Origin of the sequence: Nonlabens xylanidelens (assembly GCF_002934445.1) — a bacterium.
GTDB lineage: Bacteria > Bacteroidota > Bacteroidia > Flavobacteriales > Flavobacteriaceae > Nonlabens > Nonlabens xylanidelens.
In genome coordinates this window covers 695,938-711,821 of sequence record NZ_PTJE01000001.1, presented here as the reverse complement: position 1 = coordinate 711,821, position 15,884 = coordinate 695,938, and the positions used below count along the sequence as shown (strand labels likewise).

Here is a 15,884-nt window from a genome sequence, read left to right as displayed (position 1 = left end):
AGCCATAAAGCTATCCTTTTATATTATAATTGATTTATGTAATATTATAAGTTAACCGCAGGACAGTTACAACTCCATCTATCTTTTCTACATAAGAAATCGATACCTAAGGTAATCTGGTGAAAACCTCCATTTGCAAACTGTACATCACCAAACTGGTAACTGTAGTTATAACCAAATGTAAACTCTTTGTACTTTACACCAAGAATAGGAGAAAGAAGAGAAAGGTTTTGTTCTTGTACGCTAGTTCCATCTAAGAACTCAGCCCCATCAAAACTCTGACGGTAAGAAAGTCCCATGTAAAGAACACTAGTATCGTTAAGGTCATAATAAGCCTTTGCATTTATGTCCATAAATTGCTCTCCAGTGCGGTCCGTACGTTGATATAATACAGAAGGTTCCCACTGCCAGTCACTATTACGTGGCGCAAATAAATAACCTACTGTTGCAACATAACGACGCTGGTTAGTACTTTCAAAACCTTCAGAATAAATTTCACGGTTTTGGAAAAGAGCATTTTTAACAGTAAAGTGTGCATAAAATTCTTTGTAGAAGTAAGACATACCTATATCTACATTAAAGTAAGAATCACTTCTAAGAACTCCTGTAATAATAGGGTCAAAATCTGCAAGGTTAAAATCTGATTCATCTAGTCTACTTTGTACTAGACCAGCACTCATACCGAAGGAAAGTCTGTTTAAATCTTCAAAACCACCACCTATTTGTAAGTGATAAGCATAAGAAAGGTAAGCACCAGTTTGTGAGTGGTAACCGTTCTTGTCATTAAATAATATTGCTCCTATACCACTATTCTCTCCTATACCTGTATTAAAACTTAACGTTTGTAAGTTAGGCGCGTCCTCTTGATCAAACCATTGCTGTCTTACTGTACCTCTTACTTTACCACATGCCGCAGCTCCTGCCATAGAAGGGTGAAGTAAGTAATAGTTATCTGTTAGATAATCTAAATAAACTGGAACACCTTCTTGTGCGATGGCTAGCTGACCACTAAAAACGATAGCTAGTAAAATGAATAGTTTTTTCATGTTTAGTTTTGTGTAACTCTCTAACGTTATCAACGTTAAAAATGTTTTATACCTTGTTAGTTAATTGATTTTTCAAAAATGAAACAAATGAATTGCTTGGGCGCATTTTCTGAAAAACATCGTCTAAAAACCTAGGATTAGATGACAAGGTTTCAAATATATAAATTTTTGTTTTAGAACAAGGGTTTATAAGGATTATGTTGAACAACTAATGAAATAAAATCACAAATTTGTCCTATAATCTCACAGAATTGGTAAAACAAAAAGCTTCATAAAATTAATCGATTGATTTATATGAAGCTTTACCTTCTTAAGCGCCTTATCTTTGTGTTAGATTAAAATAATTATGGAAAATCATCAAATTAAGGTTGTAAACACTAGTAATGAATCGATTGTGAAATTCGAAAGCAATCATTTCTTAGTAAAAAACCATAGTTACGAGTTTAAAAATATAGATGACGCAAAGCCATCACCTCTAGCACAACAGCTTTTTTACCTTCCTTTTGTAAAAACAGTTTATATCGCACAGAACTTTATCGCTATAGAAAAATATGATATTGTAGAATGGGCAGATGTACAAACAGAGGTGGCAGAGCAAATTGAGACTTTTCTCAATAGTGGCGCTACTCTAGTTACCACAGACCAAGAGAAAAAGAAAGTGCCTGTCACTGTTTATGCAGAGGCTACCCCTAATCCTAATGCAATGAAATTTGTTGCCAATAAAAAACTTACTGTAAACAGCAAGGAGTTTAAAAGTATCAATGATACTGAAGCAAACACACTAGCGAGAGATTTATATAAATTCCCTTTTATTAAGGAGCTTTATGTAGATGAAAACTATATTTCTATTCAAAAGCATGACGTCATTTCTTGGGACGAAGTAACTCACGAGGTGCGTTCTTTCATAAGAGAATCTATTGAAAACGGTAATTCCATAGGAGAAACAAAACATGAAAGTGCCGCTATTGTAAAAGAAAAAGGAGAGTCTACAGACCTACCTAAATTTGAAAATCTAGATGACATTTCTAAAAAGATAGTTGAGATTCTAGATGAATATATAAAACCAGCTGTCGCAAGTGATGGAGGTAATATAGTCTTTGAAGGTTATGAAGAAAGTAGTGGTGAGGTAAGAGTTATTTTACAAGGCGCATGTAGCGGCTGTCCATCTTCTACCATGACTTTGCGCAATGGTATTGAAACTATGCTTAAAGATATGATACCTGGTAAAATAGATAGAGTTGTTGCACTAAATGGCTAAAAAGTGTATCTTTTATGATTAATTAATCATAAAAAAATACAATCATGGCAGTTTTAAAAGTAATCGAGGTATTAGCAAACAGTGACACTAGCTGGGAAGAGGCAACAAATAAAGCCGTTGAACACGCTGCAAAAAGTGTGAAAAACATAAGATCTGTTTACGTAAATGAGCAAAGTGCTCAGGTAAAAGACGGTAAAGTATCTGAATACAGAGTGAATGTAAAAATCACTTTTGAGGTTAATTAATTCTAACCTGCTTTAAATTCTTTAAGGTAAAACGGTTCAAAATAAGCGACATCTACGGTGTCGCTTTTTTTATACTTTTCCATGGCTAGATCGCACATGGTAAGTGCCGTCGGATTAGAAGTAGTATAAGTATGCTGCTCTTCTTTTATAAGCTCTTCGAACTTAGTAATACCAGTCCCGATGAATGTTACGGTTCCGCTTTCGCGAAAGCGAGAAAAACTTTCTTGATCTAATATAACCGCACTAACTGGCTCTATTTGTTCTACACCCTTAAAAACAGCCGCATATACCTCCATCCTTCTAGCATCTAGCATTGCGATAGAAACATTTGAACTGGTATTTTGTTTACTTAAAGATTCTAAGGTACTCACAGCCATCATAGGTATGCTTAAAGCGTAGCACAATCCTTTTACTGTAGCCACACCTATACGCAAACCGGTGTAAGAACCTGGACCTTCACTAACAGCAATACCGTCTAGATCATTTGCAGTGATATTATTACGTGTTAAAATCTCATTTATGTAAATATGCAGTCGTTCTCCATGGCTGTAACCATCACTATTATCTTCTATTAAATCTAGACAGTGGACAATGCCATATTCATTATCAAAACCTCCATTATCAGACGCTAGTGCAACAGAACAATTAGTAGAGGTAGTTTCTACACATAAAATTAAAGCCATAGGGATAGATGTGCTAGTTTACTTATTCTTCTGTAGAGTATTCTCTAGAAGTATCGTTATTCTTTGAGTTAACCGCTTTACCAGATTTTAATGTCTTGGTAACCGTTCTATAAGGTCCGGTAATTACTTTATCACCTTTATCAAGACCAGAAAGTATAACGATATTTTTATCATCTTGAATACCTGTAGTTACTACTCTTAATTTTGCCTTACCATTTACTTCTAGATATACACATTCAAATTTTTCATCGCTCGTAGAAACACTACTTTTTGCTGGGAAAGCTTTTTCTACCGTATCATTTTTGATTACTATAGAACTTATAGGCACCGCGATTACATCATTCTTTTCTCTAGTTATGATATCTACTGTAGCAGTCATACCTGGTTTAAAAGGACTGTAATTTTCACTCTTACCTTCTACTAATTCTTTGTAACTGTCTGGCAAGATTCTCACTTTTACTTTAAAGTTAGTCACCTGGTCTGCACTTAATGTTCCTGTAGCCGTGTTTGCTATTTCTGTAACCTCACCTTTAAACTGTCTTTTAAGATAAGCGTCTACTTCTACTATAGCTTTGTCACCTACTTCTATCTTAACGATATCATTTTCATTTACATCTACCTCTACTTCCATTTGAGAAAGGTCTGCAACGCGTAGTAATTCTGTACCAGCCATTTGCTGTGTTCCTACTACTCGCTCTCCCAACTCTACCGCTAGCAAAGAAATAGTACCTGTCATAGGGGCAAAAATACTAGTACGCCCCAAGTTATCTGTAGCTTCATTAACTGTCGCTCCAGCACTTTGAACTGAATAGTAAGCAGAACGTTCTGCTGCTTTTGCTCTTTCATAAGACGCAGTGCTTGTATCAAAATCTGATTGTGAGATCACGCCTTTTTCAAAAAGGGTAGAACTACGCTGGTAGTTAGCCTTAGCTTCGGCAAGAGTTGCTTTTGATTGCTCATAACCTGCTCTAGTATTTGCTAGACCAGCTCTAGACCTACTAACACTAGATTGTAGTAAATCTGGGTTTATTCTTGCGAGTAAATCTCCTTTTTTTACGGCCTGCCCTTCTCTTATAGGTAATTCTATAATCTCTCCTGGCACTTCTGGTGATATACTTACCTCTACTTCTGGTGTTATTTTACCAGTGGCGCTTACTGTTTCTACGATGTTCATGGATTGCACATCCATAACCTCTACAGAAACACCTTTATCGCTAGAACCAGCGATTTTCTGGTAGCCAAAAAAGCCTATAGCTATAAAAGCTAGTAGTATTACTATAATTATTATCGCCTTCTTCATGGTTGGGTTTTAAAGTTTTAATTCTTCTGGAGCTATACCATTGAATAATTCCAATACTTTTAGCTTGAAGATATAATCGTATTTATTACTTAACAAAGAACTTTGAGCATTAGTAAGTGCCGTCTGTGCCTGATTAAAGTCAAAGGCATTCATAAGACCTACATTATAACGTTCTCTAGCGTATTCAAATGCTTGTTCTCTAGCCTCTAATGCTGAGGACGCACTTTCATAAGCTGCCTTAGAACCTTTAGCATCATTATATGCTTGATAAATATTACGTTTAAGAGTCAGTTTAGTCTGGTCTTCTGTAAGTTTATTACTTTCTACATTAATCTTACTACGTGCAATATTATTGCTCACAGACCAACCGTTAAAAATAGGTACACTAAGACTTAATCCATAAGAGATACCATCATTACGTGATAATTGATCAAAAAATGGATCTGGATTACCTACCGTAGATGTGAAGTTAGGAGCAACGACACTCTGGTTAGTCCCTTCTACAATACCTATCTGTCTTGTAGGTGCATTAGGATCTAAAAAAGAATTAAAATTACCTTGTCCCGACTCTCTAGTATTGTAATTAAAGAAAGCTGAAAGTCTAGGTAACACAGCTGACTTTGCAATTTTATAATCTTGCTCTGCCAGTAATGTATTTTGTTCGGCTATTTTTACTTCAAATCTTTTTGAGCGTGCATTTTCATAAATATCTGTCACCGCTTTATCCAGCACAAAACCATTAGGATCAGTTAAATTAGGATCTTGCACATCAAAATTTGTAAAGTCATCTAAATTTAAAATTTGTGCAAGAGCGATTCTTGAGTTTACAATACTGTTAGTTGCAGCAATAATTTGTTGCTCTTCATTTGCATAAGTGGCTGCTATTTCTAACAAGTCTCCACGAGGTAAAGAACCAGCTTCTACTAGTTGTGAAGTACGATCTATTTGAGCCTTAGTCAATATATGTTGAGTTTCTAGTCTTTTTAAATTCTCTTTATTAAAAAGAACATTTAAGTAAGAGTTTGCAACATTAAGTAATGTATTATCTTCTATTAACTCAGAATTATATTCTCTAGCAAGAATATTCATCTTTGCTCTTTGTAATCTATAAACATTTGCCCAACCATCAAACAAGGTAACTCCAGACGTAATTCCATAAGAAGAATTACGAGTGGTTTGAGTTTGTAAAACTCCTGTAGTAATATTTTGAGTAAGACCAGTATTCCATGAATTACTAGCACTTGCATTAAGTGAAGGCAAGAAAGAACCTAGGGCATCTTTCTTATCTAACTTTGCAACCTCTGTATTCAGGTCTGCTTGTTTTATATCTATATTATTCTCAATAGCATACTGGACACATTCTTGTAGGGTCCAGATTTTTGTCGATTGCGCTTTCGCGAAAGCGAAACTTAAAAGAACAATGCTGCAAATTATTAACTTCTTCATAATGTGATAATGTCTATATGTAGATTAAAAATGTAATTTGTTACAGAAAAAATAGAAGCCTCTAAAAATTAGCGCCCAATAGGTGCTTTAAGAGGGTTCCAAACTTTAATTTCATCCGACTCTGTGACACCACTTTTAATCTCTACGTTGATACCGTCGCTTAAACCTAATTCTACATCTCTTCTTTCAAATTCTTGATCACCTGTCTGAATTTCTATAAAAGGTTTTTTAGTTTTAGGATCGTATTGCACAAGCGCTTCTTTAACTGCTAGCACATCAGTTACTCTATCTAAGATAATACTCGCATTTGCGCTGAGACCTGCACGTACAAATGTAGAATCTTGGGCAACCGTTTTTAATGTTCCTTTTATGGCAAATTGTATAGCACCATTTTCTGCAATACCCTTAGGCGCGATGTAGTCTAATACGGCATCAAATTTCTTGTTATTATAAGCTCCTACTGTAATCTCCAGTGGCAGCCCTTCTTTTATTTTACCTACTTCACTCTCGTCCACTTTACCTTCAAAAATCATTTTCTTAACATCTGCAATTACGGCAATAGAAGTACCGTCATTAAAGTTATTTGCTTCAATTACTTGATTTCCTTCTTTTACTGGTACATCTAGCACCATACCAGATACTGTTGCACGTACACTTGTGTTAGCATATTTACCTAATCCAGCAGTGGTACCTGTTCTAATGATGTCATAATTTTGCAATGAACTGGTTAAACTAACTTGTTCTTGCTTATAACGTTGCACCGCATTATTGTATGCATTTTGTGCTAGATCAAAATCATTTGCTGCAATAACTCCTTTATCAAAGAGCGCTTTTTGTCTGTCGTAAATAGCTTTTTGGTTATCTCTAGCAAGTTTTGCTGTTTCTACCGTAGTGCGCTGTCCTGCAATATTGTTTTTTGCATTAGTAAGAGAGCTCACGTTAGGAACTACTTTAATATCTGCTATTAAGTCACCAGCCTCTACATAATCACCTGCTTCTACATGTATTTTATCAATCACACCAGAAATATTAGGTTTAATATTCACCTCTTCTTTAGGGACTATACTACCTGTAGCAACTGTTTCTTTTAGTATGGTCTTTGTCTCAGCTTGCTCTGTCTTATACTCCATAGGATCTTCAAGATCTTTAGTATAGATATACCAGATTCCTGCTGCTGCTGCAAACAAGATTACTAATAATGTTATGACGGTTCCTGTACGTTTCATTTATAATGTATTAATGGATGATTCTTTTTTATTCTGTTCTTAAAGCGTCTACTGGCTTCATGGTAGTAGCCCTAGAAGCCGGTATAAAACCAGCGAGTAGTCCGGCTATACTTAATATTATTAAAGCAATAACTACTACTACAATATTTACTGAAGGGTTTGCAAAGTTCTCTACTGGCCCATTATTATCTAAGAAGTAATTCATAAACCAAATAAGCCCTGCGGAAAAAGCAATACCTGCAAGCCCTGAAATTAATGTCAATACAATAGACTCTTGTAAAATTTGAGATTTAATAGCCCATGGGGTAGCACCTAAAGCGCGACGTACACCTATTTCATTAGTACGTTCTTTAACTACAATAAGCATAATGTTAGAGATACCTATACCACCAGAAAGCAATACCAATGCACCTACAAAATATCCTACAAAAGAAAGGATATCAAATAGACCTGTAAATTTTGCAAATAACTCTGCTCTATCAAAATTACCTATCGCACGTTTATCATCTGGATGAACACTACGCTGTTCTCTCATAATAGAAAGCACTTGCTCTTTAACATCTGTTATACTGACGTCATCATGAGCCGTTATAGCCATCCACTGTACATTATCAGCAGTATTAAAAGCCTTGGCAAATGATGTAAATGGAATAAAAATAGTATTAGCCTCTTCCTCACTATCTCCTTGGGTATTCGGATTTTCAAAAACCCCTACGACCTTAAAGTTTACTCCTTGTAATTTTATATAAGTTCCTATAGGCTCTTCACCTATATCATAAAGTGATTTTACCACGTCAGTACCTATTACGGCACTTTTCATCTCTTTTTGAATATCAGAATAATTGAGCCACCTACCTTTTACAATATCCATATATTGCTGGTATATGTATTCTGGATAATCACCGTTTACTTGAAAGGCTCCAGTTTTCTCATCGCGAGTTACATTATTTGCACCCTGATAACCACCTAACTGCTGTCTAGGGGAAACATATTTAAGTGAAGGCATTTTTTCTTTGAGCACTTCAACATCAGCAAGTTTGAATTGAACTCTGCGACCTTTATTCATTCCTTTATAAGGTACTGAGGTACTTTGACCCCACATGAACATAGAGTTAGTAGCGCTATTTGCAAAATTTGCAGTAGCGCCATTTCTCAATCCATTAGTTAACGCTAGTAATGCTACTAATATAAAGATACCCCAAAACACACCAAAAGCGGTAAGCAATGTTCTCAACTTATTAGCATTAAGTGCTTCTATTATTTCTATCCAGCGGTCTCTATTGAACATATTACTCGTCTCTTAAGGCTTCTATAGGTTTAATGTTTGCAGCTCTTCTAGCAGGAATAAAACCAGCTAATGTACCTGCGACAATTAGGATAATTACCGTGGTTATAGAAGTAGTAAAATCTACTGTAGGGTTATTTATAAAATCAGTCTCTGCATATGGCGCGATCAACTGTAATAATCCTACACCGGCAAACAGACCTATTAATCCAGAAAGCGCAGTTATAAAGATAGACTCTTGTAAAATCATCCATATAATTTCACTAGGTAATGCACCTAGTGCTTTACGTATCCCTATCTCTTTTGTTCTCTCTTTAACGACTATCAACATGATATTACCTACTCCTACTATACCAGCGATAATAGTACCTATACCTATAAACCAAAACACCATTCTTATTGTGTCGATTAAACTGTATATTTTCTTAGCTTCTTCAAGAGTATCGTTAACTCTTACAGCAATTCTATCGTCTGGAGCAACACTAAATTTTGTTCTTAAATCTTGATCTATAGATTGTCTCATTGCAGCACTAAGAGCTACAGCTGCGTCAAAGTTGTCACTCATTTTAACCGTATAAGCAATACGGTTGATATTCTCTCCTGCGTTAAATACTTTTTGCGCTGTAGTCATGGGTATAAATAACCTAGACTCTTCTCGACTACCGCCTGGATCTGTATAAACACCTACCACAGTAAAGTTGATGTTGTTATTAACCAAAATAATCTCACCTATAGGATCCGTATTAGGAAAAAGATCCTCCTTCATTTGATATCCTAACACGGCAACTTTACGAGACTCGTCCACGTCAGACTGACTTAAGAAGCGTCCTTGAGTTAAAGTTGCATTTTCAATAAATTGTTGATCTGGGAAGGCACCTTCTATGCGATAACTACCTTGTTTTTCTTTATAATTAATTTCTCCACCCCAAGTATTATAAAGACTAGTTTTATACTCTATTTGATCCTCATACTTAACATTAAGAGTCTCGTAGTCAGAATTAGTCATTTGTAATTTCCTGCCAGGATTAAGTCCATTAAAACCTTTGGTAGTAGTACGTGTACTTACTTGTATACGATTAGTAGCATCACCCTCAAACTGAGTACGAACACCATTTTCAATTCCTGATGAAAAACCTAACAAAATAACCAATATAAATATACCAGCTGCTACCGACAGACTAGTCAAAAAAGTACGTAGCTTATTCTTACTTATGGTTTCAAAGATTTCTTGCCATCTCTCAATATTAAACATGAGCAGATGCTTTAATCTGATTTACTAATCTATCATCTATAATTCTACCATCTTTAAGATTCACGACACGTTTAGTCATTTCGGCTATATCAGGTTCGTGTGTAACGATAAGAATAGTTCTACCTTCTTCATTGATACCTTGTATAAGTTCCATTACCTCGTAAGAAGTTTTAGTATCAAGTGCTCCAGTAGGCTCATCGGCAAGTAACACTTTAGGGTCACTAGCAAGAGCACGTGCTATGGCAACACGTTGTTTCTGACCACCAGAAAGTTGATTAGGCAAGTGATTTGCCCAGTCTGCAAGACCTACTTTTTCTAGGTAATGCATAGCCTTTTCATCACGTTCTTTACGACCTACTTTCTGATAATAAAGAGGCAAGGCCACATTATCAACGGCGGTTTTATAATTAATAAGATTAAATGATTGGAAAATAAAACCAAGAAACTTGTTGCGGTATTGAGCAGCAATTTTTTCGTTTAAGTTTTTTATAGGCGTATTATCTAGCATGTACGTACCCTGATCTGCCTCATCTAGCATACCTAATATATTAAGTAAAGTAGATTTACCAGACCCTGAAGAACCCATTATAGAAACCAACTCACCTTCTTTTACAGAAAAATCAATACCTTTTAAAACATGTAATGACGTATTTCCTGTAACGTAAGACTTCTGCAGATTAGTAATTTCGATCATGGCTAGTGTTTATGAAACCTAATTTAAAGGCCTATTTCTAATAGACCCTAAAATTGCGCACTTGTTACACTAAAAATTATAATAAAATGTTAATATACATAAATCAACATCTATTTGAAATCTCTATAGATAGTGACTAACAGATTATTACGATTCCATCTCCTTAGAACCCTTTTGAGTATTTCTATAAATCATGTAAATAATCGCACCTACTAACAAGTATGGAAAAACCATTAAATAGGTGATTCCGTTGTTAAGCCCTTCAGCAGCTGCGGTATCTCCAGAACTTTCTATAACGGCACGGCACATGGCGCATTGCGCTTTCGCGAAAGCGGGAAAACTAAAAACAATAACTAGAATAAATAATTTTTTCATAGTACAATATTAGTAGTAAGGTTGCATGAAAACATACACTAAAACACCAGTCACCGCAACGTATAACCAAATAGGAAACGTCCAACGAGCTATCTTTTTATGCTTTTCAAACTTTTTATTCCATGCAAAATACATCGTGTATAACACTAATGGCAGTATAATTCCAGAAAGAACGATGTGAGTTAGGAGTATGAATAAATAAAGTGCTTTGAGCGGTGCCTCATCTGGATAAGGTACTGGATCGTTACTGATTTTAGAAATCACATAACTTACTAAAAACACAGCACTCAATAAGAAGGCTGTCGTCATAACCCACCTGTGCGCTGTTCTACTTTCCTTTTTAATAAGAATAAAACCTGTAGTTAACAACACAGCGGTCATACCATTAATAACTGCATGAAATAATGGCAACAAACCTGATTCTATACCTAAAAAGTTATAACGCTCTGGCATAAGCATTAAAAAAACAACTACTAGCGGTACTAGAATAGAAATAATTATAATTATAGCGGGACCTCTTTTCTCTAACATATTTTACTTGTTTAAAAGTGTTTCTGCATCTTCAATAATCTCATTTAATTGGGCAGGTATATCATTTTCCTGAACACCACTGTAGTGATATATCCAGTTTTCATTATCCTTATCGATACGCACTTTACGAGAGCGTATGTAACCATCACGATCTACTAACGCAAAATTACCGCTGTGTTCAAAACGTATCGCCTTGTCATCACTCTCACCTACATAGGCGTTAAACCCTTCACGACTTAGTTTATAAGTAGCTTCTTTATCTCCTACTAGAAATTGCCAGTGATCATTTGCATCATACTTAGCAGCATACTCTTTTAAAACCGCAGGTTGATCATGATCTGGATCAATAGTAATTGAAACAGTTCTAAAATCTTCATGACTAGAAAGCGCTTCACTAACCTTGGACATATTGATACTCATAGGAGTACAAATAGTAGGACATGTGGTAAAGAAAAAATCTATCACATAAACCTTACCGAGTAGTGAATCGTTAGTAATAGTATCGCCATCTTGATTTATAAATTTAAAATCTGGGACTTTATTGAATTTCTTTAGGAACTTATCTCCTACAGGCACGCGATCTTCTGACCTGTTGCTATCTACTATCTTATCTTTATTTACATAATGAATAACATTAGTAACAGCAAAGTAACCAAAAATGATAATTATAATACCTAACCCTACGTAGTATGGAGTATCGCTTTTCTTATCGCTCATCTTTCTGTATTTTTTCGTCTCTATTTTTCTTAAATGCAAATCTATACTCTGCAAGCAAGACTCTTATATCATCCATCATTCTTTTATTAAGATTTGCAATAAGATAAGTGTCATAACCGTAAACCATACCCAATTCTGGGTCGTCATTGCGACCTCTTAAAGACATTTGTTTATCGATTATAAAAGCATGCTCTGAAGAGAGATCTTTATTGAGACTTAAGTCAGACTCAAAAGAATTGAATAATTTATTTATAGCATCATCACTACCCACTAGAAAATGCCAGTCATTAAGATCTGTACTTTCTGCCATTTGCAACTTAATCTCTTCTATATCTTTTACTCCAGCTTCTGGAAGAATACTTATCATTTGAAACCCATCAAACTCATGAAAGTCTTTATAGATTTTTTCATTCACATTAGACACATATCCTATTCTCTTATAAGGCTGATTTCCCAAAAAGGTAACAATAGACACACTATCTTTTAAATGAATAGGCTCACCATCTAAGTTCCTAAAACCGTCTAGGCTTGAGACCTTTTCTGTTACAATAGGCAATGTTTTAAAGTGATGTTCTCCATTTAAGAAAAACAAATAAGTAAGCAATGGCAACGCAAATAGTATTACTAGAACGCTTATTATCGCCACCCTACTAGTTTGCTTAATCCCTTCGGCTTCAGGAAATTTAGACATAATTCTTTTTTAAAAATGAGGTATAAAAAAGGACGGAAAAACCGTCCTTTTTTATATGTTTATTTAGTAGCCACTAGAAGTCAAAACTTACAGCTGCATTTTTATAAACTTGATAAATATATTCTCCTTCTACTAATAGAATAACCATTAGGTATATGATTAAGAAAACTGAAGTCCAAACCACAGATCTTCTTAAACCACTTGCCTCATCTCTCATGTGCATAAAGTCCCATGTGATGTAATAAGCTTTTACTAATGTAAGAATTATAAATATCCAATTTAATAATTTGAGACCTATAACCTTTGCATTTAAAAAATCTGGTTTAATGTAACCTAAAGCTACTTCTACTATCGTTATTAAAGAAAGGAATATTAATACACCCCAAATCTTCTGCGTATTAGATTTGAACTTTAAAGTTCCTCTAAAAATCGCTAATTTATGTCCGTCGTGTGCTGCGTGATCTGCCATTTTAATATCTTAAAAAATTATACTAGGTAGAAGAATGTAAATACAAATACCCAAACTAAATCTACAAAGTGCCAGTAAAGACCTACTTTCTCTACCATTTCATAACTACGTCTTTTCTCATAAGTTCCTAAAAGAACATTAAAGAAAATGATCAGATTAAAAATTACACCAGAGAAAACGTGAAAACCGTGAAAACCTGTAATAAAGAAAAAGAAATCTGCAAATAGAGGAGCACCGTATTCATTTTCAGTAAGGTTTGCACCTTCTACAACACCTACAGCGTCTTTATTTAATTTTACTAGAGCATCTTCTCTAGAAAGAACTAGTTTCTCACTAGCACCAGTTTCTTCATTTACGACTAACTGCTGCGTTCTTATAGTAACGTTAGGGTTATCTACAAAACCTTTCTTAACCTCTTCTATGGTATAAGTTGCGTTATACTCACCAGATGTGGTATACCATATACCTTCACTGTTACCATAAGTATCTACATCTCTAGGACCTACTTCAACAAATTCATTTAAAGCAACTCTCTCACCAGTTTTAACATCTAGAAACTGAAGAATCTTTCCTCCTTTAGTTTTTACTGCTCCATATTCACCAGCGATAAAGTTTTTCCATTCCCAGGCTTGAGAACCTACGAATATTAAACCACCAATAATGGTAAGTAACATGTAAAGAGATACCTTTTTCTTGTTCATGTGGTGTCCTGCATCTACTGCAAGTACCATAGTAACAGAAGAACCGATAAGAATAAAGGTCATCAATGCCACATAGAACATAGGCGCATCAGTGCCATGTAAGAATGGGAAGTGATTGAATACCTCATCTGCGATAGGCCATTCTTCAATAAATTTAAATCTCGAGAAACCGTAGGCTGCAAGAAACCCTGTGAAGGTTAATGCATCCGATAGGATGAAAAACCACATCATCATTTTCCCGTAGCTGACGTTAAGCGGCTTAGACGCTCCACCCCATTTTTGACCTTCGGTACCAGTAGTAGCTACTGTTGTGTCCATAACTTTAGATTAGTTGTAATATATTGCAAAAATAGGTTAAAAAATATCTTTAGCAAAAACTAAAAACAGAAGAAGAAAAATCCATAGCACATCAACAAAGTGCCAGAAGATCGCTCCTAATTCAAAACCTAACATTTTTTCATTAGAATATTTTTTTGTCACAGCCTTAAAGGTAATGACTGTTAAGGAGATAAGGCCTGCAACTATGTGTGCTAGATGCGCCATTACCATGATGTAAATAAACGATCCTGCGACGCTACTTCCTTTTCCTGTAAAGAAAATTCCAGCATCGGTTAATGACCCAAAAGCCATAAATTGCATAATTACAAAGGCAGTTCCCAATAAAAAAGTAATAAAAGTAAGAATCGCAGCGCCAGATAGGTTATTACTTTTCAGACTTTTCTTTGCTAAAAACAAAGTAAGCGAGCTCAATAAAATAACACCTGTGCTATAAAAAAACTCTGAAGGCAAATCTACATCTACCCAGTCTCTACGGCTGCTACTTATTATATAAGCACTAGTTAACCCAGCAAACATCATGGTAAGACTCATGATGGCAAACCACATCATCTGTTTTTTAGATCTTGCGATTTTTTCCTCAATAGGTAATTGCGTTATATCTATCATTTTTATCTTATAAATTTATCTACTACATAAATTATTTGAATAAGTGTAATGTAACTCACACTTACTAACATTAATTTTTTTGCAATAGCATTACTTCTTTCTTTATATAATTTAATAGCGTAGTATAAAAACCAGCCTCCTAACAACCCAACTATCACAGCGCTATAAGGAGTCATGTACAAATCTCCAGTAACGCCAAAAACAGGTACTAAAGACACCATGACCGTCCAGATAGTATATAATATAATTTGTACCGCAGTACCTTTATCTGCCGCACCGGTAGGGAGCATTTTAAACCCTCCAGCTTTATAGTCGTCTTCTAACATCCATCCTATCGCCCAAAAGTGAGGAAATTGCCAAAAAAACTGCAACATAAATAAAGTTCCTGGCTCTATACCAAAATTTCCACTAGCAGCAACCCAACCTAACATATAAGGAATCGCACCTGGAAAAGCACCTACAAAGACACATAATGGCGTCCTAGTCTTTAACGGAGTATAAACAGCGGCATAAAGCAAAATGCTTAACGCACCAAAAAATGCCGTGGCAAAGTTGATTAAAAACAGCATGTAAATACCGCTTAAAGCCATTATAACACCGTAAATCCAAGCGTTTTTAACGGACACTCTACCGGTAGGTAGCGGTCTGTTTTGAGTACGCTTCATTAAAGCGTCTAGATCTTTTTCTATAATCTGGTTAAAAACATTTGAAGAACCTACAAGAAAATAACCACCTATACATAAAAGAACAAGGGTTTGCCACTCATAAGTATTTGCAGCTAGAAAATATCCAGCAATAGATGAAAACACCACAACTATGGATAGTCTAGGCTTAGTAATCTCGATGTAATTTTTCAACATACTAGGAGATCGTTCTATGGCATTTACTTCTGTCAAAAAAAAGCTGTTTTTAAAGGAGTGCAAAGATACCTCACAACTACTTTGTTGCAAAGGTTTTAAAAAGCTTTCGGTCTAATTTATATTGATTGTACGATTAATTGTTTTAAAAAGGAATTTGATA

At 35.1% G+C, this 15,884-nt stretch carries 18 protein-coding genes; 2 read left to right on the top strand and 16 right to left on the bottom strand.

The annotated features are described in order from the left end of the window. Window positions 1-44: 44 nt before the first annotated feature. Entirely contained in the window at window positions 45-1,046 is a 1,002-nt protein-coding gene (locus tag LY01_RS03210; protein ID WP_104514358.1) for a PorP/SprF family type IX secretion system membrane protein, read from the bottom strand. 346 nt (window positions 1,047-1,392) lie between these two features. On the opposite strand from LY01_RS03210, the gene LY01_RS03205 reads away from it, so the two are divergent. Both LY01_RS03205 and LY01_RS03200 read left to right on the top strand, forming a co-directional pair. Further along, window positions 1,393-2,304 carry a NifU family protein gene (locus LY01_RS03205; RefSeq protein WP_104514357.1) on the top strand — a complete coding sequence of 304 codons (912 nt, stop codon included), beginning with the start codon at window positions 1,393-1,395 and terminating at the stop codon, window positions 2,302-2,304. 44 nt (window positions 2,305-2,348) lie between these two features. Then, entirely contained in the window at window positions 2,349-2,549 is a 201-nt protein-coding gene (locus LY01_RS03200) for a dodecin family protein (protein ID WP_104514356.1), read from the top strand. A 2-nt stretch (window positions 2,550-2,551) separates the two neighbouring features. Here the strand turns inward: LY01_RS03200 and tsaB are convergent, their stop codons facing one another. The 15 genes from tsaB to cyoE form a co-directional block, all read right to left on the bottom strand. Beyond that, a complete protein-coding gene (tsaB, locus tag LY01_RS03195) occupies window positions 2,552-3,232 on the bottom strand; it encodes a tRNA (adenosine(37)-N6)-threonylcarbamoyltransferase complex dimerization subunit type 1 TsaB (RefSeq protein WP_104514355.1) in 681 nt (226 codons plus the stop codon). Window positions 3,233-3,254: 22 nt separating this feature from the next. Next, complete coding sequence (locus LY01_RS03190) at window positions 3,255-4,532, bottom strand: efflux RND transporter periplasmic adaptor subunit (RefSeq protein WP_104514354.1); 1,278 nt, start codon at window positions 4,530-4,532, stop codon at window positions 3,255-3,257. 9 nt (window positions 4,533-4,541) lie between these two features. Beyond that, complete coding sequence (locus tag LY01_RS03185) at window positions 4,542-5,978, bottom strand: TolC family protein (protein WP_104514353.1); 1,437 nt, start codon at window positions 5,976-5,978, stop codon at window positions 4,542-4,544. 68 nt (window positions 5,979-6,046) lie between these two features. Further along, the gene (locus LY01_RS03180) at window positions 6,047-7,204 is read right to left on the bottom strand and encodes an efflux RND transporter periplasmic adaptor subunit (RefSeq protein ID WP_104514352.1); all 1,158 of its coding nucleotides are present in this window, start codon (window positions 7,202-7,204) and stop codon (window positions 6,047-6,049) included. Window positions 7,205-7,232: 28 nt separating this feature from the next. Beyond that, a complete protein-coding gene (locus LY01_RS03175; protein WP_104514351.1) occupies window positions 7,233-8,492 on the bottom strand; it encodes an ABC transporter permease in 1,260 nt (419 codons plus the stop codon). A 1-nt stretch (window position 8,493) separates the two neighbouring features. After that, window positions 8,494-9,741, bottom strand: a complete 1,248-nt coding sequence (locus tag LY01_RS03170; RefSeq protein WP_104514350.1) for an ABC transporter permease — start codon at window positions 9,739-9,741, stop codon at window positions 8,494-8,496. After that, window positions 9,734-10,435, bottom strand: coding sequence for an ABC transporter ATP-binding protein (locus tag LY01_RS03165; RefSeq protein WP_104514349.1), 702 nt, complete (start codon window positions 10,433-10,435; stop codon window positions 9,734-9,736). The genes LY01_RS03170 and LY01_RS03165 overlap by 8 nt, the downstream gene beginning before the upstream one ends. 147 nt (window positions 10,436-10,582) lie before the next feature. Beyond that, window positions 10,583-10,810 (bottom strand): hypothetical protein, encoded by a 228-nt coding sequence (locus LY01_RS03160; protein WP_104514348.1) that lies wholly within the window; start codon window positions 10,808-10,810, stop codon window positions 10,583-10,585. Window positions 10,811-10,819: 9 nt separating this feature from the next. Further along, a complete protein-coding gene (locus LY01_RS03155) occupies window positions 10,820-11,341 on the bottom strand; it encodes a DUF420 domain-containing protein (protein WP_104514347.1) in 522 nt (173 codons plus the stop codon). 3 nt (window positions 11,342-11,344) lie between these two features. Next, the gene (locus LY01_RS03150) at window positions 11,345-12,058 is read right to left on the bottom strand and encodes an SCO family protein (RefSeq protein ID WP_104514346.1); all 714 of its coding nucleotides are present in this window, start codon (window positions 12,056-12,058) and stop codon (window positions 11,345-11,347) included. Then, the gene (locus tag LY01_RS03145) at window positions 12,048-12,749 is read right to left on the bottom strand and encodes a membrane or secreted protein (protein WP_104514345.1); all 702 of its coding nucleotides are present in this window, start codon (window positions 12,747-12,749) and stop codon (window positions 12,048-12,050) included. The genes LY01_RS03150 and LY01_RS03145 overlap by 11 nt, the downstream gene beginning before the upstream one ends. Window positions 12,750-12,822: 73 nt before the next feature. Next, window positions 12,823-13,218, bottom strand: a complete 396-nt coding sequence (locus tag LY01_RS03140; RefSeq protein ID WP_104514344.1) for a cytochrome C oxidase subunit IV family protein — start codon at window positions 13,216-13,218, stop codon at window positions 12,823-12,825. Between the two features lie 17 nt (window positions 13,219-13,235). After that, window positions 13,236-14,237, bottom strand: a complete 1,002-nt coding sequence (locus tag LY01_RS03135; protein WP_104514343.1) for a cytochrome c oxidase subunit 3 — start codon at window positions 14,235-14,237, stop codon at window positions 13,236-13,238. Window positions 14,238-14,273: 36 nt separating this feature from the next. Further along, window positions 14,274-14,864, bottom strand: a complete 591-nt coding sequence (locus LY01_RS03130) for a cytochrome c oxidase subunit 3 (protein WP_245890616.1) — start codon at window positions 14,862-14,864, stop codon at window positions 14,274-14,276. 2 nt (window positions 14,865-14,866) lie between these two features. Continuing rightward, a complete protein-coding gene (gene cyoE, locus LY01_RS03125) occupies window positions 14,867-15,760 on the bottom strand; it encodes a heme o synthase (protein ID WP_104514342.1) in 894 nt (297 codons plus the stop codon). Between the last annotated feature and the right edge of the window lie 124 nt (window positions 15,761-15,884).